The following is a 20,903-nucleotide window of genomic DNA, read 5'->3' as shown; positions in this document are numbered from 1 at the left end:
GGAGAGACCTGCTTCGGCGGGCAGTCCGGAGCGCCGTCCGGGACGCTCCCGGGTGGCCGGACCGGGGTGTTGTGTTAACGCTGGGTTACGCGCCCGGGCCGGGCCAGCAATCGGCGGTAATGATTAGTAGAGTGAACCGTGAGCAGCTGCGGGCGCCGCCGCCGGCCATGGGCCGGGGCGCGCCGAGGCACGGACGAAGACCCGGAAAGAGGCACTATGGACCGCCAGCAAGAGTTTGTCCTGCGGACGATCGAGGAGCGCGACGTGCGTTTCGTGCGTTTGTGGTTCACCGACGTCGTCGGCTCACTCAAGTCCGTGGCGCTGGCGCCCGCCGAAGTCGAGGGCGCCTTCGAGGAGGGCCTGGGCTTCGACGGCTCCTCGATCGAGGGCCTGGCCCGCGTGTTCGAATCCGACATGCTGGCCCAGCCGGACCCCTCCACCTTCCAGATCCTGCCCTGGCGCGGCGAGACCGAGGCGACCTCGCGGATGTTCTGCGACATCCTCACCCCCGACGGCGAGCCGTCCGCCGCGGACCCGCGCAACGTCCTCAAGCGCAACCTGGCCAAGGCCGCGGACATGGGCTTCACCTGCTACACCCACCCCGAGATCGAGTTCTACCTGCTCAAGTCGCAGCAGCCCGGCCCGGACGGCGCCCCGGTTCCCGTGGACGAGGGCGGTTACTTCGACCACGTCCCCGGCGGCGTGGCCCAGGACTTCCGCCGCACCGCGGTGACCATGCTCGAATCCGTGGGCATCTCGGTGGAGTTCAGCCACCACGAGGCCGGCCCCGGGCAGAACGAGATCGACCTGCGCTACGCCGATGCGCTGCAGACCGCGGACAACATCATGACCTTCCGCACCGTGATCAAGGAGGTCGCCCTGCAGCAGGGCACGTACGCCACCTTCATGCCCAAGCCGTTCACGGCGCACCCGGGCTCCGGCATGCACACCCACTTCTCGCTCTTCGAGGGCGACACCAACGCGTTCTATGAGGCCGGGGCCGAGTTCCAGCTCTCCGAGACCGCACGCCAGTTCATCGCCGGCATCCTCAAGCACGCCCCCGAGTTCACCGCCGTCACCAACCAGTTCGTGAACTCCTACAAGCGGCTCTGGGGCGGGGGAGAGGCGCCCAGCTACCTCAGCTGGGGCCACAACAACCGCTCCGCGCTGGTCCGGGTGCCGCTGTACAAGCCGGGCAAGGGCCAGTCCGCGCGGATCGAATACCGCGGCATCGACTCCGCCGCGAACCCCTACCTGGCCTACGCCGTGCTGCTGGGCGCCGGGCTGAAGGGCATCGAGGAGGGTTACCAACTGCCGGCCGCGGCCGAGGACGACATCTGGTCGCTGAGCTCCGCGGAGCGCCGCGCCATGGGCCACGACCCGCTGCCGGCCAGCCTGCACGACGCGATCCGGACCATGGAGGACTCGGAGCTGATGCCGCAGATCCTCGGCGAGCAGGTCTTCGAACACTTCCTGCGCAACAAGCGCGCCGAGTGGCAGGACTACCGGCTCCAGGTCACGCCCTACGAGCTGCAGCGCAACCTGGCGATCCTCTAGGGGAGTACGGTGAGCCTGGCTCGGCGCCTGATCGCCGCGGGGTTCGACGACCTCGACCGCGGCGAACGCTTCCTGGCCGCCCCCGAACTCGAGGGGCTGGACCGCGAGGCGCTGTTCGCCGGGCTCCGGCTCGCCGCCAACCCGGACACCGCACTGCTGTCCCTGGTCCGGCTGATCGAGAAGAACCCGGACCTGCGCCAGCTCGCCGCGGACCCGGAGCGCAGCGAGCCGCTCTACCGGGTGCTCGGCGCGTCCGAGGCGCTGGGGGAGTTCCTGCTCCGCCACCCGGGGCACCTGGCTGCCTTCGACGCGCCCGTCAGCCCCGAACCGGTCCCCGCGGATCCGGCCGCGCTGCGCACCCGGCTCCTGCAGTCCGTCCGCGCCGACCCGAAGGCCGCGCGCCCCGTCGCCGGGCTGACCGGCCAGGACGGCTACGCCGCGCTCCGGACCGCGTACCGCCGCGGCGTCGTGGACCTGGCCATCAAGGACCTCTGCGCGGCGGACCCGCTGGACTACCTGCCGGCCGTCGGCGCCGAACTGGCGGACCTCGCCGCCGCCGCCATCGAGGCGGCCCTCGCCGTCTCCCGGGCCGAGGCGGCGGAGCAGTTCGGGGCGGAGGACGTCGCCGCCGTCGGGCTCGCCGTGATCGGCATGGGCAAGTGCGGCGCCCGCGAACTGAACTACATCTCCGACGTGGACGTTATTTACGTGATCGACGGCGGCCCGCTGGAGGACGCCCGCGCCGCGACAATCGGCACCGCCCTGGCCTCCGGCCTCTCCCGCGCCATCATGTCCACCGGCAAGGAACCCGGCCTCTGGGAGGTCGACGCGAACCTGCGGCCCGAGGGGAAGTCCGGGCCGCTGGTGCGCACCCTGCCCTCGCACGAGAGCTACTACGCCCGCTGGGCCGAGAGCTGGGAGTTCCAGGCGCTGCTGAAGGCCCGGGCCATCGCCGGCGACGCAGACCTCGGCGCCCGCTACGAGGCCGCCGTCGCACCGCTGATCTGGTCCTCCGCCGGCCGCGAGGGCTTCGTCGAATCCGTCCGGTCCATGCGCCGGCGCGTCACCGAGCACATCCCGTCCGACGAGGAGCAGCGGCAGTTGAAGCTGGGCCGCGGCGGCCTGCGCGACGTGGAATTCACCGTCCAGCTGCTGCAGCTGGTGCACGGGAAGTCCGACGAGTCGCTGCGCTGCCGGGACACCACCGCCGCGATCGCCGCGCTGTCGGCCGGTGGCTACATCGGCCGCACCGACGCCGCGGAATTCGACCGCGACTACCGCTACCTGCGGCTGCTGGAGCACCGGATCCAGCTCTTCCAGCTGCGCCGCACCCACCTCATGCCGGTCAAGGAGGCCTCGCTGCGGTCCCTGGCCAAGGCGGTGCTGGGCTCCCTCTCCGACGACCGTCCGCACCCGGACGCGCTCCTGGACGATTGGCGCAAGACCAAACGCTCGGTCCGGGAACTGCACGACCGGATCTTCTACCGGCCGCTGCTGAACACGGCCGCCGCCCTCAGCACCGAGGAGGCCCGGCTGACCCCGGAGGCCGCGCAGGGTCGGCTCGCGGCGCTGGGCTATCTGGACCCGCCAGGCGCCATGCGGCACATCGAGGCGCTGACCGCGGGGGTGAGCCGCCGCGCCGCGCTGCAGCGCCAGCTGCTGCCGATCCTCTTGGGCTGGCTCGCCGAAGGCGTGGACCCCGACGGCGGCCTGCTGGCCTTCCGCCGCGTCAGCGAGGCCCTGGGCACCACGCACTGGTACCTCGGGCTGCTGCGGGATTCGACGGCGGCCGCCGAGCGTCTCTGCCACGTGCTATCCAACTCCCGGCTGATCGCGGACCTGTTGGAGGTCTCGCCCGAATCGGTGGCCTGGCTCGGCTCGGACAAGGACCTGGTGCCGCTCAGCTACGAGGCGCAGTGGCTGGAAATCACCTCGAAGATGTCCCGCCACTCGGACCCGGAGAGCGCCATGCGGCTGATCCGGCTGATCCGCCGCCGGGAGATCCTCCGAATCGCCATCGCGGACAGCGCCGGGCTCCTGGACCAGGACCAGGTGGGCGCCGCCCTGGCGGACACGGACCGCGCCGCGGTCCTCGGCGCCCTGCGCGTGGCCGAGACCGTCGTCGCGGCGGGCGAACCACTGAAGACCCGGGTGCTGGTGGTGGCCATGGGCCGGCAGGGCGGCCGCGAGATCGGCTACGGCTCGGACGCGGACGTCATGTACGTCCACCGCGGCCTGCCCGGCATCTCCGAGGAGGAGGCGCAGCAGCAGGCGGCCCGGATCGTGGGCAAGCTCTCCAGCCTGCTGACCCAGCCGCTGAAGCCCGCCGTGCTGGCCGAGCGGGTCCTCATGGTCGACGCCGACCTGCGCCCCGAGGGCAAGAACGGGCCCATGGTCCGGTCGCTGGAGTCCTACGCGGAGTATTACCGGCGCTGGTCCCTGGTCTGGGAGGCGCAGGCCCTGCTCCGGGCCCGCCCGATGGCCGGCGACGACGACCTCGCCGCGGACTTCATCGCCCTGATCGACCCGATCCGCTACCCCGAGTCCCTTGCCGAGCAGGACGTCCGGGAGGTCCGCCGGATCAAGGCCCGGGTGGAGTCCGAACGGCTGCCCCGAGGCGCGGATCCCGCCCGGCACCTGAAGCTGGGCCGCGGCGGCCTCAGCGACGTCGAGTGGCTCGCCCAGCTGCTGCAGCTGCGGCACGCAGGGAGGCACCCGGAACTGCGGACCACCTCCACCGTGCAGGCCCTCGAGGCGGCCGCGGAACTCGAATTGCTGGAGGCCGGGGAAGTAGTGCTGCTGCTGCGTGCCTGGCGGCTGGCATGCAGGATCCGCTCCGCCAACGTCATCTGGACCGGCCGCGCCTCGGACCTCCTGCCCTCCTCCCGCCGCGACCTTGAGGCCGTGGCGCGCTGGTGCGGCTACGGCCAAGGCAACGCGGCCGCACTTGAGGAGGACTACCTCCGGCTGAGCCGCCGCGCCCGTGCCGTCTTCGAGCGCGTTTTTTACGGCCAGTAGCCGCCCGTGACCCCTGTGCGGCGCCCTCCCGTGCCGCCGGAGGCCAAATGCGGGTAGCCTCGAGGGGTACTTTGCCGGTCCCACGGGCCGTCACCCGCACTTACCTAGGGGTTGTTCTACCTTGCCCAGACTCCAGCAGGCCGGGTCCTCCCGGCCGCGGACGGCCACCCTCCTCGGGGCGTTGCTCGCGTTCGCCGCACTGATCCTCGGGGCCCCCGGCGCGGCCGCGGCGCACGCCCAGGGCGCCTCCGCGGCCGCCCCCGCGGCTACTGTCGCCGCACAGCCGGGAACCGCGCCGTCGAGCGTTGCCGGGAAGACCTACGTCATCGGGACGGACACCACGTTCGCCCCGTTCGAGTTCCGCGACGCCGGCGGCGACCTCACCGGCATCGACATGGACATCATCCGGACGATCGCCAAGAACCAGGGCTTCTCGGTCGAGATCAAGTCCCTCGGCTTCAACGCCGCGCTGCAGGCGCTCTCCTCCAACCAGGTGGACGGCGTGATCGCCGGCATGTCCATCACGGAGCCGCGCAAGCAGATCTACGACTTCTCGGACCCCTACTTCGAATCCGGCGTCCAGATGGCGGTGGCCAAGAACAACACCGATATCAAGGGCTACGAGGACCTCAGGGGCAAGACCGTCACCGCCAAGACCGGCAGCGAGGGCGAGACCTTCGCCAAGTCGATCGCCGGCAAGTACGGCTTCACGGTCAAGTCCCTGGACCAGTCCGCCACCATGTACGAACTCGTCAAGTCCGGCAACGCCGTCGCCGTCTTCGACGACTACCCGGTGCTGGCCTACGGCATCAGCCAGAACAACGGGCTGAAGTCCGTCACCGAGAAGGAAAAGGGCGGCTCCTACGGCTTCGCCGTCAACAAGGGCCGCAACCCGGAACTGCTCAAGGCCTTCAACACCGGCCTCGCCGACCTGAAGTCCAGCGGCGAGTACCAGAAGATCCTCGACAAGTACCTCAAAGACCCCACCCAGGCCACCTCCTCCAGCTTCTGGGACCTGCTCGCGAACAGCTTCCCGGCGCTGATGAAGGGCCTCGGCAACACCGTCCTGGTCACGGCGATCTCCTTCGTCCTGGCCATGCTGATCGGCCTGTTCATGGGCTTCTTCAAGATCTCCACCTCGGTCATCCTGCGCGGCATCGCCACCACGTTCGTCAACATCTTCCGCGGCACGCCGCTGCTGGTCTGGGCGTTCTTCTTCTACTTCGGCATCCCGCAGCTCACCGGACAGCCCATCGACATCTGGGTCGCCGCCGTCCTGACCCTGAGCCTGAACTCCGCGGCGTACATCACCGAGATCGTCCGCGGCTCCATCCAGTCCGTGGACCCCGGCCAGCTGGAAGCCAGCCGCAGCCTGGGCCTGGGCTACGCAAAGTCCATGCAGAAGGTGGTGGTCCCTCAGGCGTTCAAGATCATGACTCCGTCGCTGATCAACCAGCTGATCATCATGCTCAAGGACAGCTCCCTGCTGCTGGCTATCGGCTTCGCCGAACTGCTCTACCAGGGCCAGCAGATCTACGCCGGCAACTTCCGGATCACCGAAACCCTGCTGATCGTGGCGGTGCTCTACTTCGTCGTCATCATGCTCCTGACCAGGCTGGCCAACTTCGCGGATAAGAGGTTCAACAAATGACCACGGCAGCTACCCCCGCCAGCAAGATCTCGGTCCGGGAACTGAAGAAGTCCTTCGGCAGCAATGAGGTCCTCAAGGGCATTAACGCCGAGGTGGCCGAGGGCGAGGTGGTCTGCGTGATCGGCCCCTCCGGCTCCGGCAAGTCCACGTTCCTGCGCTGCCTGAACAAGCTCGAGGACATCACCGCCGGCCACGTCACCGTGGACGGCTTCGACGTCACCGACCCGAAGGTGGACATCAACGAGGTCCGCCGGCACATCGGCATGGTCTTCCAGCACTTCAACCTGTTCCCGCACATGTCCGTGATCGAGAACATCATGCTGGCACCCGTTGAATCGAAGAAGCAGACCAAGGACGAGGCCCGCGCCAACGGCTTGAAGCTGCTGGAGCGGGTCGGGCTCGCCGAGAAGGCCGACGCCCGTCCGGCGTCGCTGTCCGGCGGCCAGAAGCAGCGTGTGGCGATCGCCCGAGCCCTGGCGATGAATCCGGACATCATGCTCTTCGACGAGGCCACCTCCGCGCTGGACCCGGAAATGGTCGGCGAGGTGCTGCAGGTCATCAAGGACCTCGCCGCGGAGGGCATGACCATGGTGCTGGTCACCCACGAGATGGGCTTCGCCCGCGAGGTGGCGGACCGGGTGCTGTTCATGGCCGACGGCGTCATCTGCGAGCAGGGTGAGCCCGAGACCCTCTTCGGCAGCCCGCAGCAGCAGCGCACCCGGGACTTCCTCTCCAAGGTGCTCTAGGACCGTGGCACGACCCCCGGCTGCCCCGCACGTGTGGCTGATTCCTTTGAAGGACCTCGACGACGACGCCCGCGCCGTCAAGCTCGGTGAGCTGGCCGGCGTCGAACTCGGCGCCGGCCAGGACCGGTTCGTCGGCGAGCCGCTGCGGATGGCCGTGGTGGGCCTGGCCGAGGAGTCGCGGCACCCGTACGTGCTGGACGTCGGCGGCGCGGCGGTGGGCGCCGCGACCCTGCAGTCCGGCGCCGCCCGCTCCGCCGGCTGGGCCGACGACGATTCGGCCTGGCTGCTGCGCGGTTTCGCCATCGACCGGCGCGCCCAGGGCCGCGGCTACGGCACCGCCGCGGCCCTGGGGGCGGTCCGGGAGGCCGCCCGGCTCACCGCCGCGCTCGGCGGGACCCAGCGCGGCGTCGTCCTCTCGGTCAACGAGGCGAATCCTGCCGGGCAGGCGGCCTACCGCAGGGCCGGTTTCGAGGACTGGGGGCAGTACCTCGGGGGGAACGCCGGGCCGCAGCGGATCATGTACCGCGCATTCTGACGGCTTCGCCTTAGACTGGCGGCCATGACTGCCAACCCCGTCACCGATCCCCGTCCCGAACCGGGCCCCACCGCCGATGAGCGCACCACCCTCACCGGCTTCCTCACCTGGCACCGCAAGACACTGGAGCTCAAGTGTGCCGGCCTGGCCCCGGCCGACCTGGCCCGGGCCGCGGTGCCGCCCTCCACCCTCTCGCTTCTGGGTCTGGTGCGGCACCTGGCCAATGTCGAGCATCATTGGTTCCGGGGGATGCTGGCCGGCGGGAGTGTCCCGGCCCCGTTCGAGTCGGACGAGGACCCGGACTACGACTTCAACGGCGTGGAACCCACCGCCGAGGCCGTTGGCGAGGCCTGGGCGGCCTGGCGCGCTGCCGTGGACTTCGCGGACGCCTTCGTCGCCGCCGCGCCGGACCTGGACGTCACCGGCAAGCACCACCGCCGGGGCAACGTATCACTCCGCTGGGTGCTGGTCCACATGATCGAGGAGTACGCCCGCCACAACGGCCACGCGGATCTGCTGCGCGAACAACTCGACGGCGCCACCGGCGAATAACTGCGCATTCACGAGGACGCCTTAACGAGGAAGCCTTAAAAAGGAACGGCCCCCGCCACAAGGCGGGGGCCGTTCCTGTTCCTACCTGCGTCTTATGTCAGGGACTAGACGCCGTAGTAGAGCTCGAATTCGTACGGGTTCGGGCGCAGCGAGAGCGGACGGATCTCGTTCTCGTACTTGTACTCGATCCAAGTGTCGATCAGGTCCTGGGTGAACACGCCGCCGGCCTGCAGGAACTCGTTGTCTTCGGCCAGTGCCTCCAGGGCCTCCTCGAGGGTGCCCGGTGCCTTGGGGATGTCCTTGGCCTCCTCGGCGGGGAGCTCGTAGAGGTCCTTGTCGATCGGAGCCGGCGGTTCGATCCGGTTGCGGATGCCGTCGATGCCGGCCATCAGCTGTGCGGCAAACGCCAGGTACGGGTTGGAGGAGGGGTCCGGCGCGCGGAACTCGATGCGCTTGGCCTTCGGGTTGGAACCCGTGATCGGGATACGGATACCGGCCGAGCGGTTGCCCTGCGAGTAGACCATGTTGACCGGGGCCTCAAAGCCCTTGACCAGGCGGCGGTAGGAGTTCACCGTCGGGTTGGTGAAGGCCAGGACGGCGGAGGCGTGCTTGAGCAGGCCGCCGATGTACCAGCGGGCGGTGTCGGACAGGCCGGCGTAGCCCTTCTCGTCGTAGAACAGCGGCTCGCCGCCGTTCCACAGCGACTGGTGGCAGTGCATGCCCGAACCGTTGTCACCGAAGACCGGCTTCGGCATGAAGGTGACTGACTTGCCCCAGGCGTCCGCGGTGTTCTTGATGACGTACTTGAACTTCTGCAGGTCATCGGCCGCGTGGGTCAGGGTGGTGAACTTGTAGTTGATCTCGGCCTGGCCGGCGGAGCCAACCTCGTGGTGGCTGCGCTCGACCTCAAGGCCGGCCTCGTCCAGCGCAACACACATGGCGTCGCGCAGATCGGCCTGCTTGTCGGTGGGGGAGACCGGGAAGTAACCGCCCTTGACGGGGGTCTTGTAGCCCAGGTTGCCGCCCTCTTCCTCGCGGCCGGTGTTCCAGTGGGCTTCCTCGGAGTCGATCTTGTAGAAGCTGCCCTGCGGGGAGGACTGGTACTGGACGTTGTCGAAGACGAAGAACTCGGCCTCGGGGGCGAAGAACGCGGTGTCGGCGATGCCGGTGGAGGCCAGGTAGGCCTCGGCCTTCTCGGCCACGCCGCGCGGGTCACGGTGGTACGGGTCACCGGTGCGGGGGTTGACGATGGAGAAGTTCAGCGCGAGGGTCTTCTCGATGCGGAAGGTGTCCACGAACGCCGTCGTGACGTCCGGGATGAGCTGCATGTCCGACTCGGCGATGCCCTGGAAGCCGCGGATCGACGAACCGTCGAAGAGCTGGCCGTTGACGAAGAAGTCCGCGTCGACGCTCTTGGCCGGGACGTTGAAGTGCTGCTGCACGCCGGGGAGGTCGGTGAAGCGGATATCGACGAATTTGATGTCTTCGTCCTTGATGAACTTGAGGACTTCGTCCGCAGTCTTGAACATCTATGCTCCTTACGCATATGAAAGGTCGGGCCCAGGGGCCGTACGGGCCAGCGCAGTCCGACGCCGGGGACAGCGCACTGCCGTCCCCGCTCAGGATCCCGCTAACAACTGTTACCACCCTAGGGATTGGGAGTTTCCCCGCGGTGTCAGCTTTGTTTCGCGCAGGTTACAAACCGCGCTGACCCTCTAAAGCTAGCCGGTGTCCACACTGTGGCCTATCCATGTCCGCGATTTGAGCCGTTTGAGTCCACACTGTGAATGCTCCGGAGGCCTGCCGACGCCCGGTAAACTTGGCAGGTGGTAGATCGTAAAGACCTTGGCTCGTGGCTCAGCGGACCGGACACCTCCGGCATCTCCAAGTACCCGGGGGAGCGTCTGGGCCTGCCCGAATCCGGCCCCGGCTCGATGGCCAGGGCCGGCCGCCGGATCATCGCGATCTGCATCGATTGGGGCATCGCCCTGCTGATCAGCAACTTCGCCTTCGCCGGCAACTCCTGGGCCACCCTCGCCGTATTCGCGGTGGAGCAGGCCCTGCTGGTGGGAACCCTGGGTTACAGCATCGGCCACCGGGTCGTGAACATCCACGTCGTCCGGCTCGGGGGAGGCCCGGCCGGACCGCTTGCCGGTGCGGTCCGCGCGCTCCTGCTCTGCCTGGTGATCCCCGCCGTCATCTTCGACCCGGACCACCGCGGCCTGCACGACAAGGCCGTCAACACCATCCTGATCCGCCGCTGACGCAAGCCGGCGCGGGGGCACCCGGGCCGGACCGCCTTCGTCGTCCTCGCTGTCGTGCCGCATGCCTCCCACTCGTCCGTTCCGCCCGGGCTCGTCGTTTCCAACCCGCGATCCCGCACCCTACCGGCGGGCCGAACCCCCGAACCGCCATCAGCGCCAGCCCCCACCGGCCGCGGACCAGCACTTAAACGCAGGACGCCCCGGTTCCTGGCCAATGGCCTGGACCGGGGCGTCCGGTGGGCTGCGGTGCTTAGCGGCCGCGTGCTGCCTTGCGGTCCGGGCGCGCCTTGTATGGGTCGATGCCCTTGGGGATCGGCAGGCGGTTGCCGAGCGAGGAGATGCGCTTGGAGACGGTGCTGACCTCGGTTTTGGTGAGCTCGTTCTTCATCTTGCCCATCTTGCGGGCGACCTGGCTGATGGGGGTCTGGCCCTCGCCGCGGCCGCTTTCGATCACGTGGATGGTCACGTTCGGCAGGATGCGGGCCAGGCGCTTGCGTTCGCCGTCGATCAGCGGCTTGACGCGGTGGCTGGGGCCCTCGCTGACCAGCACGACGCCGGGCCGGCCGATGGCGCGGAAGACGGCGTCCTGGGTGCGGGGGTTGACGGCCACGGGCTGGTCTTCGGTGATCCAGCCGCGGCGGAGCGTTCCCAGCGCCGCGCCGGAGGCGCCGGGCTGGTTCTCGATCTGGGCGAAGGCGGCGCGCTCGGCGCGGCGGGACAACACCAGGGTGGCGGCGAGGACACCGAGCACGATGCCGATGATCAGGCCCGTGATCCAGTTCTCCAGCAGGAAACCGACCAGCAGGGCAACCGCGACGGTGCCGAGGAACGCCAGCAGGATCAGCCACGTCACCATCGGGTCGTGGCGCCGGGTCATCTGGAAGACGTCCTTGATCTGCTTCAGCCGGCTCGGCTTCTTGACCTTGGCTTCCTTGGTCTTACGGGAAAAAAGGCCACGCTTCGGCGCTTCGGCTGAAGAGGTGGACGTGCTGGAGTCGGAGGAATTCGCCATAATGCCTTAATTCTACGTGATGCACGGCTCAGGGCCGGACGCCGGATCTCTCCGGCGCCGGCCCTGGCTGGCAGTGCGGTGCGGGTGGTTCAGGAGTGTGCCGCGAGCAGCGAGCTGGCTTCCTGGCGGGTGCTTCCGGAGCTCTCGATGTGCGCGAGTTCGGCCGGGATTTCCCAACCCTTCTTGCGCATCGCGGTGGCCCAGAGGCGGCCGGCGCGGTAGGAGGAGCGGACCAGCGGGCCGGACATGACGCCGAGGAAGCCGATCTCGTCCGCTTCCTGCTGCAGTTCCACGAACTCCTGCGGCTTGACCCAGCGGTCCACCGGCAGGTGGCGCTCGGACGGGCGCAGGTACTGGGTAATGGTGATCAGGTCGCAGCCGGCGTCGTGCAGGTCGCGGAGCGCCTCGGAGATTTCCTCGCGGGTTTCGCCCATGCCCAGAATCAAATTGGACTTGGTGACCATGCCCAGGTTGCGGCCCTGGGTGATGACGTCGAGGGAGCGCTCGTAGCGGAAGGCCGGGCGGATCCGCTTGAAGATCCGGGGCACGGTCTCGACGTTGTGGGCGAAGACCTCGGGCTTGGAGTCGCAGATCGCCGCGATGTGTTCGGGCTTGCCGGAGAAGTCCGGGATCAGGAGCTCGACGCCGGTGCCGGGGTTCAGCTCGTGGATCTTGCGGACCGTTTCGGCGTAGAGCCAGACACCCTCGTCGGCGAGGTCGTCGCGGGCCACGCCCGTGACGGTGGCGTAGCGCAGCTGCATGGACTGGACCGAGCGGGCCACCTTGGTGGGTTCGAACATGTCCACGGGGGAGGGCTTGCCGGTGTCGATCTGGCAGAAGTCACAGCGCCGGGTGCACTCGGAGCCGCCGATGAGGAAGGTGGCTTCCTTGTCTTCCCAGCACTCGAAGATGTTGGGGCAGCCGGCCTCTTCACAGACGGTGTGGAGGCCTTCCTTCTTCACGAGGTTCTTGAGCTGGACGAACTCCGGGCCCATCTGGACCTTGGCCTTGATCCATTCCGGCTTGCGTTCCACCGGGGTGGCCGCGTTGCGCTGCTCAATACGCAGCAGCTTGCGTCCTTCTGGTGCCAGGGTCACAGCAGGGCTCCTTCATGGGTAGCGACGAGGGCTTCTTCATTCTTGCGCAGTTCTTCGATGATCCGCGACACGAGGTCTGCCGGGGCGACGTCCCGGCCGGTTTCCTGCGCGATCGTCGTGACGCCGGCGTCGGTGATGCCGCAGGCGATGATCTGGCCGTACGGGGCCAGGTCGTTGTTGCAGTTGATCGCAAAGCCGTGCATGGTGACGCCCTCGTGGACGCGGATGCCGATCGCCGCGATCTTGCGGGCGGGTCCCTTCTCGTCCGCGTCGATCCAGACGCCCGCGCGTCCCTCGATTCGGACGGCATCGATGCCGTAGTCGGCCAGAACGGCGATCATCACGGACTCCAGGCGCTCGACGTAATCGCGGATGCCGGCGGGGTTCTTCAGCTTGATGATCGGGTAGCCCACCAGCTGGCCCGGGCCGTGCCAGGTGAGCTTGCCGCCGCGGTCCACGGGCACCACCGGGGTGCCGTCGAAGGGACGTTCGTGGTCTTCGGTGCGCTTGCCTGCGGTGTACACGGCAGCGTGTTCAAGCAGCAGGACGGTGCTGGGCGCCGTGCCGGCGAGGACCTTCGCGTGGAGTTCGCGCTGGATCTCCCAGCCGCGGGTGTAGTCGATGAAGTCCGGGGCAAGACCCAGCTGTTGGAACTCAAGAGTCATGGAATCCAGCTTAGACCTCGCCCCGTGCCCCAACCGATTCTGTGGTCAAACTCTCACGCCTGTGGATAACTTCTGCGGCGTCGCGGAAAAGCGCGTATTCATGGGCTATGGACGAATCTGCGCGCACTATTCACGGGGAGCCCGGGCGCCCCGACGTCGAGGGTTACCGGGTGGGCCGAATGCTGGGCCGCGGCAGCTCCGCCGTCGTCTGGCTCGCCACGGAGCAGGCCTCCTGCGCGAGCGTAGCGCTCAAGTGTTTCGACCGTGGCCCGTCCGGGGCCGGCGGTGTGACGGAGCCTGGTCCCGAGACGGAGGAAGCCGTCCGCCGGGAGGTGCGCATCCTCTCGGTGGTGGAGCACGCCCACCTGGTGGGGGTGCGGGACGTGGTGCGCTTCCGGGCGGGCGACGACGGCGGGACCGGGCTGGCGCTGGTGCTCGACTACGCGCCGGGCGGCTCGCTCGCAGAGCTGATCGCGGCGCGGGGCAGCCTGGGGCCGGGGGAGACCGTCACCATCCTGACCCCGGTGGCGCAGGCGTTGAGCTACCTGCACGGCAGGGGCTTTACCCACGGGGACGTCTCACCCGGGAACGTGCTCTTCACGGCGCACGGGAAGCCGCTGCTCTCGGACCTGGGCGTCGGGCGGATGATCGCCGACGCCGCCGATGCGCACCCGGCCGGGACCGGCGGCTTCCAAGACCCCACCCCTGTGGATCCTTTCCGTGCCGGGCTGCAGCCGGAGGCCGATGTCTACTCCGTCGCGGCGCTCGGCTGGTATTGCCTCACCGGTACCCCGCCACCGCCGGAGCCGCAGCGTGCCCCGCTGCCGTTGCTGGTGCCGGGCGTTCCGGCCGCCCTGACCGCTGCCTTGGAGTCGGGTCTGCGGCTCGACCGCCGGCTTCGCCCCTCCGCGTCCGACTTCGCGGCGGCCGTGTACCGCTCGGCGACGGCGGCCCCGGTGGACCTGACCGTCTCGGCTCACCCCACGGTTCTCCCGGAGCTCCTGACGCGTCGTTCCGGCCCGGCCACGTTCCGGGAACGGCGGGCGGCCCGGCGTTCCGCCGTGGTCCTGGCGCTGCTGCGCGGGACCGCCGCCGCGCGGGTCCGGCTCGGACGACGTGGTCGTGGGGATGGGGCACAGCACAGACCAGGAGGCCGTGATGAACCTGCGCGGCTCGGGACAGGAACCCGTATTGACCCGCCGCGGGTCGGTACCGGTGTCCCCGGGGAGCTGACGCGGCGGGCGGAGGTGCGGTTGCGGCGGAGCCCCGCTGTCCCCGCGGGTAAGTCACGGCGGCAGATGGGGCGGACCCGGCACCGGGCCGTGGCCCGGCGGGCCTCACTTCGCCGGGCCATCCTCATGGCACTCGTGGCGGTGGCAGCCGCGGCGGTACTCGTGTTCCTGCCGGCGCTGGGCGACCCGGAGACAACTCTGCGGCAGGCGGTACAGGCGACGGCTCCCGCGGCTGCCACCGGAGATGCAGCACCGGACGGGAACCGGGATGGAATCCCAGCCGATGTGGCGCCTCTGCTCTCCGCGGCCCGGCCCGAGGAGGCGGTGCAGGGCCTGGCCCGGCTGCGCGGCCTGGCACTGCGGACCAGAAACCATGCCCTGCTGGCGCGGGTCACGGAGCCAGGGTCACCCGCCGCGGCGGCCGACGCCGGGGTTGCCGCCCGGCTCGCCGCGGACGGTCACGTTCTCGAGGGGTTCGAGCAGCGGCTGCTGGAGGTGCGGTCCCGGCCCCTTGGCAGCACGTGGACGGGCGGGGCAGGTGCCCTCCCGGACGACGGCGCCCGGGTCCAGCTGGCGGTCACGGTCGCGACTCCGGCCTATCGGGAGCTGGACCGGGACGGTGCGCTCGTGGCGGAGGCGGCAGCAGCCGGAGACCAGCGGCTGATTCTGGTGATGACCGCCGTCGACGGGAGGTGGCGGATCCGCGAAATCCTGCCGGCCGTCTAAGCACGCCCGCGCGGAGTCGATGTCCGGAGAGAACCGCGGCGCTATCCCGCGGCCGAGCTACTGTCCGGCTGCCACCCAGGCGGCCGCCTCGCGCACGGTGGGATGCTGCCATTCGAATCCGGCGGCTGCCAGCGCGGCCGGCTCCATGCGCTGGCTCGCCAGCAACAGTTCGTTCGCCAGCCGGCCGAGCGCCAGCCGCAACACCGGCGCCGGTGCCGGCAGCAGGGCGGGACGGTGCAGGGCATCGGCCAGCGACCGGATCAGCCCCCATACGTCGGAGGCCTCGGGGGCGCAGAGGTTGACCGGGCCCTCCAGCGGGGCGGTCAGCAGGAACTCGAAGGCCCCGGCGACGTCGGGCAGCGTGACCCAGGGCCAGTACTGCCGGCCGTTGCCCAGCGGGCCGCCCAGGCCGGCGCGCAGCAACGGGAGGAGCTTGCCCAGGGCGCCGCCCTTGCGGCTGAGCACCACGCCGGTGCGCGGCGTGACCACCCGCACCCCGGCCGGCGCCTGGTGGGCGGCGGCCTCCCACTCGGTGCAGATGTCGGCGAGGACGCCGTGGCCGGCGGGGGAGTCCTCGCGCAGGACGGCGGATCCGGCGTCGCCGTAGAAACCGGAGGCTGACTGGCTGAGGAAGACCGGCGGCGGTGTGGCGGAGCGCCGCATCGCGGCCACCAGCGTGGTGGTGGGCTCCAGCCGGGAGGACTTCAGCTCGGCGACCCGGCGGCTGGTCCACGGACGGTCGCCGATGCCGGCTCCGGAGAGATTGATGACGGCGTCCACGCCGCGGAGTGCGGAGTCCTCCAGCCGGCCGCTGGAGGGGTCCCACTCGATTTCCGCGGCAGTCGCGGCCGGCCGCCGGACGAGGCTGACGACGTCGTGGCCGCTGGTGCGCAGCCGGGTGGTGAGGGCAGTTCCGATCAGCCCGGAGGCTCCGGCGACGAGGATTCTCATGGTTCATCTCACCATGCCCGGCGCGGCAGGGAAACCTCCCCGGGGTGCGGCGCGCCGTTGACTATGATCGAACGATGACCTCTTCGAGTTACCTCCGTTTCCCGCACCTGCACGGCGATCTGGTCACCTTCGTGGCCGAGGACGACGTCTGGGTGGCCCCGCTCGAGGGCGGCCGCGCCTGGCGTGTTTCCTCGCTGCAGTTGCCGGCCCGCAACCCGCGGTTCAGCCCGGACGGCCGGCGCCTGGTGTGGACCGTGGTGCAGGGAACGGCGCCCGAGGTGGTGACGGCCGACGTCGACGGCGGCGGCTACCGCCAGCTGAGCTACTTCGGCCACAGCTCCACCCGGGTCAAGGGCTTCACGCCCGAGGGCAACGTCGTCGTCACCAGCGCCTTCCGCCAGGGCGACAGCCGCCTTACCCACGCCTACAGCCTGCCCCTGGAGGGCGGTACCGCCGAGGAACTCCCGTACGGCCCGGTCGAGTCCCTGGCGTACGGCACGGTCGTCGGCGACGAGCGTCCCCTCGTTCTCGCCAGCGTGCTCTCCCGCGAACCGGCCTGGTGGAAGCGCTACCGCGGCGGCACCGCCGGCAAGCTCTGGATCGACGCCGACGGCAACGGCGAATTCGAACGCCTGGTCCCGGACCTCGACGGTAACCTCACCGACCCGCTCTGGGTCGGCGGCCGCATCGCGTTCCTCTCCGACCATGAGGGCTACGGCAACCTCTATTCGGTGCTTCCGGATGGATCGGACTTGCGCCGCCACACCGATCACGAGGACTTCTACGTCCGGCATGCCACCACCGACGGCGAGCGGGTCATCTTCGAGTCCGCCGGTGAGCTTTGGCTCCTGAGCAGCCTCGACGTGGACGCCGTCAAGCTGAATATCAGCCTCGGCTCCGCCGCGCAGGGCCGCCGCTCCACGCCGCTGAAGGTTTCCCGCCACCTCGGCGAGGTCATCCCGGACCGCACCGGCGACTCCAGCGCCGTCGAGTCCCACGGCACCCTGCACTGGCTGCGGCACAAGGACGGCCCCTCCCGCATCCTCGAGGCCACTCCAGGGGTCCGGGCACGGCTGCCCCGCCCCTTCGGCGAGGGAAAGATCGCCTACATCGCGGACCACGACGGGGTCGAGGCGCTTTACCTGCGCCCGATCGCCGCGCCGCTGTCAGGAAGCAGCGCGGGAAGCAGCGCGGTCGGCCATAGAGGGGCGGCAGCGCCCACGGCACCGGCCGCCGCCCCCGCCACCCCGAACCACTCCGACGACGACGCCGGCCCGGCGCTGCCCCGCCCCGTCTCGGCCGCCGCGCTCACCCGTGCCGGATCCGACGCCGCGGGCCGCGACGCTGCACATCAGGTCCGGGCGGCAGCCCCGCAGGCCGACGACGCGACCGCCGCCACCGCGGACGCGGCCGGCGGCACCGCCGGTGCCGAAATCGCCGCCGAGGCCCGGACGGGTTCGTCTGCCGGCACCGCCCGCATCGATTTCCCCCGCCCCAGCCGACCCAGCGCCCTGGAAGCAAGCCCGGACGGCAACTGGCTGGCCGTCGGAACCTCCTTCGGCGACATCTATCTCGCGGATACCCGCACCGGCGAGCTGACCCTGCTGACCACCATCGGCGAAGGCACCATCGAGGGCTTCACGTGGTCGCCGGACTCGGCGTGGCTGGGCTGGGCCGAACCGGTGACCTCCTTCGGCGCCCGCACCCGGCTGCGCCTCGCACCGGTGCCGGGCTCCGCCGGAAAAGACGGCGCCGGCAAAGATAGCGGCGGCAACGGCGGCGGAGAAAAGGACGCCCGGGCGATCATCGACGTCACCGACGGCCGCTTCCGGGACGACTCCCCGGTCTTCACCCCGGACGGCAAGTTCCTGGCCTTCCTCTCCAACCGCAGCTTCGACCCGGTCTACGACGGGCACTCCTTCGACCTGTCCTTCCCCAGCCCGATCAAGCCGTACCTGGTGGCCCTCGCCGCGGAGACGCCGTCCCCGTTCGGCCCCAGCGTCGCCCTGGCCGAGGCCGTGGCCGCCGGCGGCGCCACGGACGCCTCGGGCACGACAGGCCGCCCGGATGCCAAGGACTCCGACGCTGACAGTGCGGACACCGTCCCCGCGGTCACCGTCGACCCGGAGGGCCTGGCGCACCGCGTCATCAGCGTCCCTGTGCCGCAGGGCAACTACTCCCACCTCAGCGCCGCCGCCGGAGCCCTGCTCTGGCTGGACCACGAACTGGCCGGCGTGACCGGCGACGGCCGCGCCAGCCTCGAGGACAAGAACGCGGCCCCCAGCCTGGTCCGCTTCGACCTGGCCAAGCGCCGCTGCACCACCATCGTCGAGGCCCTCGACAGCTACCGGCTCACCGGCGACGGCGAGAAGGTGGTCCTGATCCAGGACAAGCAGGTCCGCGTCAGCTCGGCCCGTACCAAGGCCGACGAGGAGTCCGGCCAGCTGGTCAAGGTGGACCTGAACCGTATCCGGGTGCGCCTGGACCCGGTCAGCGTCTGGGGCCAGGCCTTCGACGAGTCCTGGCGGCTGCAGCGCGAGTTCTTCTGGACCGAGGACATGGCCGGCCAGGACTGGGACTCCGTCCACGCCCGGTACCGCCCGATCGTGGACCGCCTCGGCTCCCACGACGACCTCGTGGACCTGCTGTGGGAGATGAACGGCGAGCTTGGCACCTCCCACGCCTACGTCCGGCCCGCACTGGTCACCGAGAACGGCAGCAACGGACAGGGCCGGCTCGGCGCCGACTTCGCCGCCACCGCCGAGGGCTGGGAGATCACCCGGATCCTCGCCGGGGAGTCCTCCGACCCGCTGGCCACCTCGCCGCTGACCCGGCCCGGCGTCGACGCCCGCCCGGGCGACGTCCTGCTGGCCGTCGACGGCATCGAACTGAGCCCTGAACTCTCGCCCTCGATGCAGCTGGCCGGCGCCGCAGGACGCGCCGTCGAACTGACGCTGCGCAACGGCCCCCGCCACGGCGAACGCGCCGGAGAGCAGCGCCGAGTCGCCGTCGTCCCCGTCAAGGACGAGGAGCGGCTGCGCTACCAGGAATGGGTCGCCGGCAACCGGCGCACGGTCCGCGAGGCCTCGCAGGGGACCTTCGGCTACCTGCACATCCCTGACATGATGGCCAACGGCTGGGCGCAGCTGCACCGCGACCTGGACACCGAGACCGCCCTGGACGGCCTGATCGTGGACGTCCGGCGCAACCGCGGCGGCCACACCTCCCAGCTCGTGGCCGAGCTGATCGGCCGCAAGGTCACCGGCTGGAGCATGCCCCGCGGCGAACGCCCCCGGACCTACCCGCACCACGCACCGCGCGGGCCGGTGATCATCCTCGCCGACGAGTTCGCCGGGTCCGACGGCGACATCATCACCCAGGTCTCCAAGCTCCGCGGCATCGGCCCGGTCATCGGCACCCGGACCTGGGGCGGTGTCGTCGGGATCGACAACCGATTCTCGCTGGCGGACGGCACCGGCGTCACCCAGCCGCGCTACGCCAACTGGTTCGCCGGGGGAGTCGGCTGGGGCGTCGAAAACTACGGCGTGGACCCGGACATCGAGGTGACGTTCCCGCCGCACGCGTACGCCGCCGGCAGCGACCCGCAGCTCGAATACGGCATCGGTGCGCTCAAGGAAATGATCCAGGAACTGCCCACGGACCGGCCGCCGCTGCGCGAGGGCTACCGCAACGTCCGCCCGGCACCCCTGCCGCCCCGCCGGCAGGACTAATGCCGGCAGGGACTGGCACCGGCAGGGCTAACGCCGGCCGGGACTAGCCCTGAGCGGCCGGCAGCCGGAACGCACGGCAAAGGCCCCCGCCCCGGGAAACCGGAGGGCGGGGGCCCTTTGTGTCGGCGCTGCTGGCTAGGCGGCCAGGGTGGCGTCCAGGGTGATGGTGATCCCGGTCAGCGCGGCGGAGACGGGGCAGCCGGTCTTGGCTTCCTCGGCGATGCGCTGGAAGTCCTCCTCGGACAGGCCCGGGACCTTGGCGTTCAGGGTCAGGTGGCTGCCGGTGATGCCGGTGCCCGGCTCGAACGTGACGTCGGCCTTGGTGTTGACGTCGTCCGGGGTGTGGCCGGCCTGGGCGAGGGCGTGGCTGAAGGCCATCGAGAAGCAGGCGGAGTGCGCGGCGGCGATCAGTTCCTCGGGGCTGGTCTTGCCTTCGGCGGACTCGGCGCGGGCCTTCCAGGTGACATCGAAGGTGCCGAGCCCGGAGCTGTCCAGGCTGGTGTTCCCTGCCCCGGTCATCAGGTCGCCGTTCCATACAGTGTGTGCGGTGCGTGTCGTTGCCATATCCACTCCTCAGCGTCGTTGATCCAGGAGTCCGGCGTCCGGACCCTGCCGCTCTCCATCCTAGGGTTAACGACGGCGGCGGCGCACCCGGGTGGGTGCGCCGCCGCCGTCGAAGCGCGGGACTACTGCCAGATGGTGGCGATGGCGATGTTCAGCAGCGCCAGGCCGCCCACAGCGTGGGCGAGGCCCTTGCCGACGGGCTCGTCCTTCTTGTACCGGCGGCGGCCGATGAAGGCCAGGACCGCGACGACGAGCGCCACGACGAACTTGATGCCCAGCTTGGCGTAGTTGACGTCCATGTCCAGGGCCGGGATCAGGCCCATCATGGCGATGCCGGTGATCAGCTGCAGCACGGCGCCGTCGAACTGGCGCGGGTGGACGGTGGGCTTCTTCATCTGGCCGATCCAGATGCCGACGATCATGGTGGCGCCGATGATGTGGAGGAAGACCAGGATGTCGAACAAAATTTTCATGGCTTCAGTCTAACCAGAGAATTCTACGGTCCGTAGTAAGACGGCGACGGCGGCGCGGTCCGCCGGTGGTTTCACACCGTGGTCCGCACCGCCGTCGCCGTTGGTACTGTGTGGTCCCCGGAACCGGGG

16 protein-coding genes are annotated in these 20,903 nt (G+C 70.0%); 9 read left to right on the top strand and 7 right to left on the bottom strand.

The window, feature by feature from the left end:
• The first annotated feature begins 216 nt into the window (after nt 1-216).
• The 6 genes from glnA (AB0O44_RS12630) (at nt 217) to AB0O44_RS12605 (ending at nt 8,059) form a co-directional block, all read left to right on the top strand.
• Nucleotides 217-1,557, top strand: a complete 1,341-nt coding sequence (glnA, locus tag AB0O44_RS12630) for a type I glutamate--ammonia ligase (RefSeq protein WP_138769615.1) — start codon at nt 217-219, stop codon at nt 1,555-1,557.
• Between the two features lie 9 nt (nt 1,558-1,566).
• Complete coding sequence (locus AB0O44_RS12625; RefSeq protein ID WP_364137814.1) at nt 1,567-4,575, top strand: bifunctional [glutamine synthetase] adenylyltransferase/[glutamine synthetase]-adenylyl-L-tyrosine phosphorylase; 3,009 nt, start codon at nt 1,567-1,569, stop codon at nt 4,573-4,575.
• Between the two features lie 121 nt (nt 4,576-4,696).
• A complete protein-coding gene (locus AB0O44_RS12620) occupies nt 4,697-6,226 on the top strand; it encodes an amino acid ABC transporter substrate-binding protein/permease (RefSeq protein ID WP_364137812.1) in 1,530 nt (509 codons plus the stop codon).
• Nucleotides 6,223-6,972 (top strand): amino acid ABC transporter ATP-binding protein, encoded by a 750-nt coding sequence (locus tag AB0O44_RS12615; RefSeq protein ID WP_364137810.1) that lies wholly within the window; start codon nt 6,223-6,225, stop codon nt 6,970-6,972. Before AB0O44_RS12620 ends, AB0O44_RS12615 begins: the two co-directional genes overlap by 4 nt.
• Nucleotides 6,973-6,976: 4 nt before the next feature.
• Entirely contained in the window at nt 6,977-7,507 is a 531-nt protein-coding gene (locus AB0O44_RS12610) for a GNAT family N-acetyltransferase (protein WP_364137808.1), read from the top strand.
• Nucleotides 7,508-7,531: 24 nt separating this feature from the next.
• Nucleotides 7,532-8,059: a DinB family protein gene (locus tag AB0O44_RS12605; protein WP_364137806.1), complete on the top strand. Its 528-nt coding sequence runs from the start codon at nt 7,532-7,534 to the stop codon at nt 8,057-8,059.
• 104 nt (nt 8,060-8,163) lie between these two features.
• Here the strand turns inward: AB0O44_RS12605 and glnA (AB0O44_RS12600) are convergent, their stop codons facing one another.
• The gene (gene glnA, locus AB0O44_RS12600) at nt 8,164-9,588 is read right to left on the bottom strand and encodes a type I glutamate--ammonia ligase (RefSeq protein ID WP_290258158.1); all 1,425 of its coding nucleotides are present in this window, start codon (nt 9,586-9,588) and stop codon (nt 8,164-8,166) included.
• Nucleotides 9,589-9,885: 297 nt separating this feature from the next.
• On the opposite strand from glnA (AB0O44_RS12600), the gene AB0O44_RS12595 reads away from it, so the two are divergent.
• Nucleotides 9,886-10,323 (top strand): RDD family protein, encoded by a 438-nt coding sequence (locus AB0O44_RS12595; protein WP_364137804.1) that lies wholly within the window; start codon nt 9,886-9,888, stop codon nt 10,321-10,323.
• 250 nt (nt 10,324-10,573) lie between these two features.
• Here the strand turns inward: AB0O44_RS12595 and AB0O44_RS12590 are convergent, their stop codons facing one another.
• The 3 genes from AB0O44_RS12590 to lipB all read right to left on the bottom strand — a co-directional run bounded on the left by AB0O44_RS12590 (nt 10,574) and on the right by lipB (nt 13,097).
• Nucleotides 10,574-11,335, bottom strand: a complete 762-nt coding sequence (locus AB0O44_RS12590; protein ID WP_290258156.1) for a DUF4191 domain-containing protein — start codon at nt 11,333-11,335, stop codon at nt 10,574-10,576.
• Between the two features lie 89 nt (nt 11,336-11,424).
• On the bottom strand, nt 11,425-12,432 hold the full coding sequence (gene lipA, locus AB0O44_RS12585) for a lipoyl synthase (RefSeq protein ID WP_290258155.1): 1,008 nt from the start codon (nt 12,430-12,432) through the stop codon (nt 11,425-11,427).
• Entirely contained in the window at nt 12,429-13,097 is a 669-nt protein-coding gene (gene lipB, locus AB0O44_RS12580) for a lipoyl(octanoyl) transferase LipB (RefSeq protein WP_364137801.1), read from the bottom strand. Before lipB ends, lipA begins: the two co-directional genes overlap by 4 nt.
• Before the next feature lie 107 nt (nt 13,098-13,204).
• Between lipB and AB0O44_RS12575 the strand changes: the two genes are divergently transcribed.
• Complete coding sequence (locus AB0O44_RS12575) at nt 13,205-15,055, top strand: serine/threonine-protein kinase (protein WP_364137799.1); 1,851 nt, start codon at nt 13,205-13,207, stop codon at nt 15,053-15,055.
• Between the two features lie 57 nt (nt 15,056-15,112).
• Here the strand turns inward: AB0O44_RS12575 and AB0O44_RS12570 are convergent, their stop codons facing one another.
• A complete protein-coding gene (locus AB0O44_RS12570; protein ID WP_364137797.1) occupies nt 15,113-16,006 on the bottom strand; it encodes a TIGR01777 family oxidoreductase in 894 nt (297 codons plus the stop codon).
• Between the two features lie 74 nt (nt 16,007-16,080).
• Between AB0O44_RS12570 and AB0O44_RS12565 the strand changes: the two genes are divergently transcribed.
• A complete protein-coding gene (locus AB0O44_RS12565; RefSeq protein ID WP_364137795.1) occupies nt 16,081-19,737 on the top strand; it encodes a S41 family peptidase in 3,657 nt (1,218 codons plus the stop codon).
• 135 nt (nt 19,738-19,872) lie between these two features.
• Here AB0O44_RS12565 and AB0O44_RS12560 read toward each other — a convergent pair whose 3' ends face one another.
• Both AB0O44_RS12560 and AB0O44_RS12555 read right to left on the bottom strand, forming a co-directional pair.
• On the bottom strand, nt 19,873-20,301 hold the full coding sequence (locus tag AB0O44_RS12560; protein ID WP_364137793.1) for an OsmC family protein: 429 nt from the start codon (nt 20,299-20,301) through the stop codon (nt 19,873-19,875).
• Nucleotides 20,302-20,423: 122 nt separating this feature from the next.
• Nucleotides 20,424-20,774: a hypothetical protein gene (locus AB0O44_RS12555; RefSeq protein ID WP_364137791.1), complete on the bottom strand. Its 351-nt coding sequence runs from the start codon at nt 20,772-20,774 to the stop codon at nt 20,424-20,426.
• Nucleotides 20,775-20,903 lie beyond the last annotated feature (129 nt).

This window comes from Arthrobacter sp. NPDC080082 (genome assembly GCF_040686595.1).
Lineage (GTDB): Bacteria > Actinomycetota > Actinomycetes > Actinomycetales > Micrococcaceae > Arthrobacter.
The sequence above is the reverse complement of the archived record's forward strand: the minus strand, read 5'-3'. Positions and strand labels throughout refer to the sequence as shown.

Coding starts and splice junctions, on each gene's coding strand:
- glnA (WP_138769615.1), top strand. CDS start 217: ATGGACCGCCAGCAAGAGTTTGTCCTGCGGACGATCGAGGAGCGCGAC.
- AB0O44_RS12615 (WP_364137810.1), top strand. CDS start 6,223: ATGACCACGGCAGCTACCCCCGCCAGCAAGATCTCGGTCCGGGAACTG.
- AB0O44_RS12605 (WP_364137806.1), top strand. CDS start 7,532: ATGACTGCCAACCCCGTCACCGATCCCCGTCCCGAACCGGGCCCCACC.
- glnA (WP_290258158.1), bottom strand. CDS start 9,588: ATGTTCAAGACTGCGGACGAAGTCCTCAAGTTCATCAAGGACGAAGAC.
- AB0O44_RS12590 (WP_290258156.1), bottom strand. CDS start 11,335: ATGGCGAATTCCTCCGACTCCAGCACGTCCACCTCTTCAGCCGAAGCG.
- lipB (WP_364137801.1), bottom strand. CDS start 13,097: ATGACTCTTGAGTTCCAACAGCTGGGTCTTGCCCCGGACTTCATCGAC.
- AB0O44_RS12575 (WP_364137799.1), top strand. CDS start 13,205: ATGGACGAATCTGCGCGCACTATTCACGGGGAGCCCGGGCGCCCCGAC.
- AB0O44_RS12570 (WP_364137797.1), bottom strand. CDS start 16,006: ATGAGAATCCTCGTCGCCGGAGCCTCCGGGCTGATCGGAACTGCCCTC.
- AB0O44_RS12565 (WP_364137795.1), top strand. CDS start 16,081: ATGACCTCTTCGAGTTACCTCCGTTTCCCGCACCTGCACGGCGATCTG.
- AB0O44_RS12560 (WP_364137793.1), bottom strand. CDS start 20,301: ATGGCAACGACACGCACCGCACACACTGTATGGAACGGCGACCTGATG.
- AB0O44_RS12555 (WP_364137791.1), bottom strand. CDS start 20,774: ATGAAAATTTTGTTCGACATCCTGGTCTTCCTCCACATCATCGGCGCC.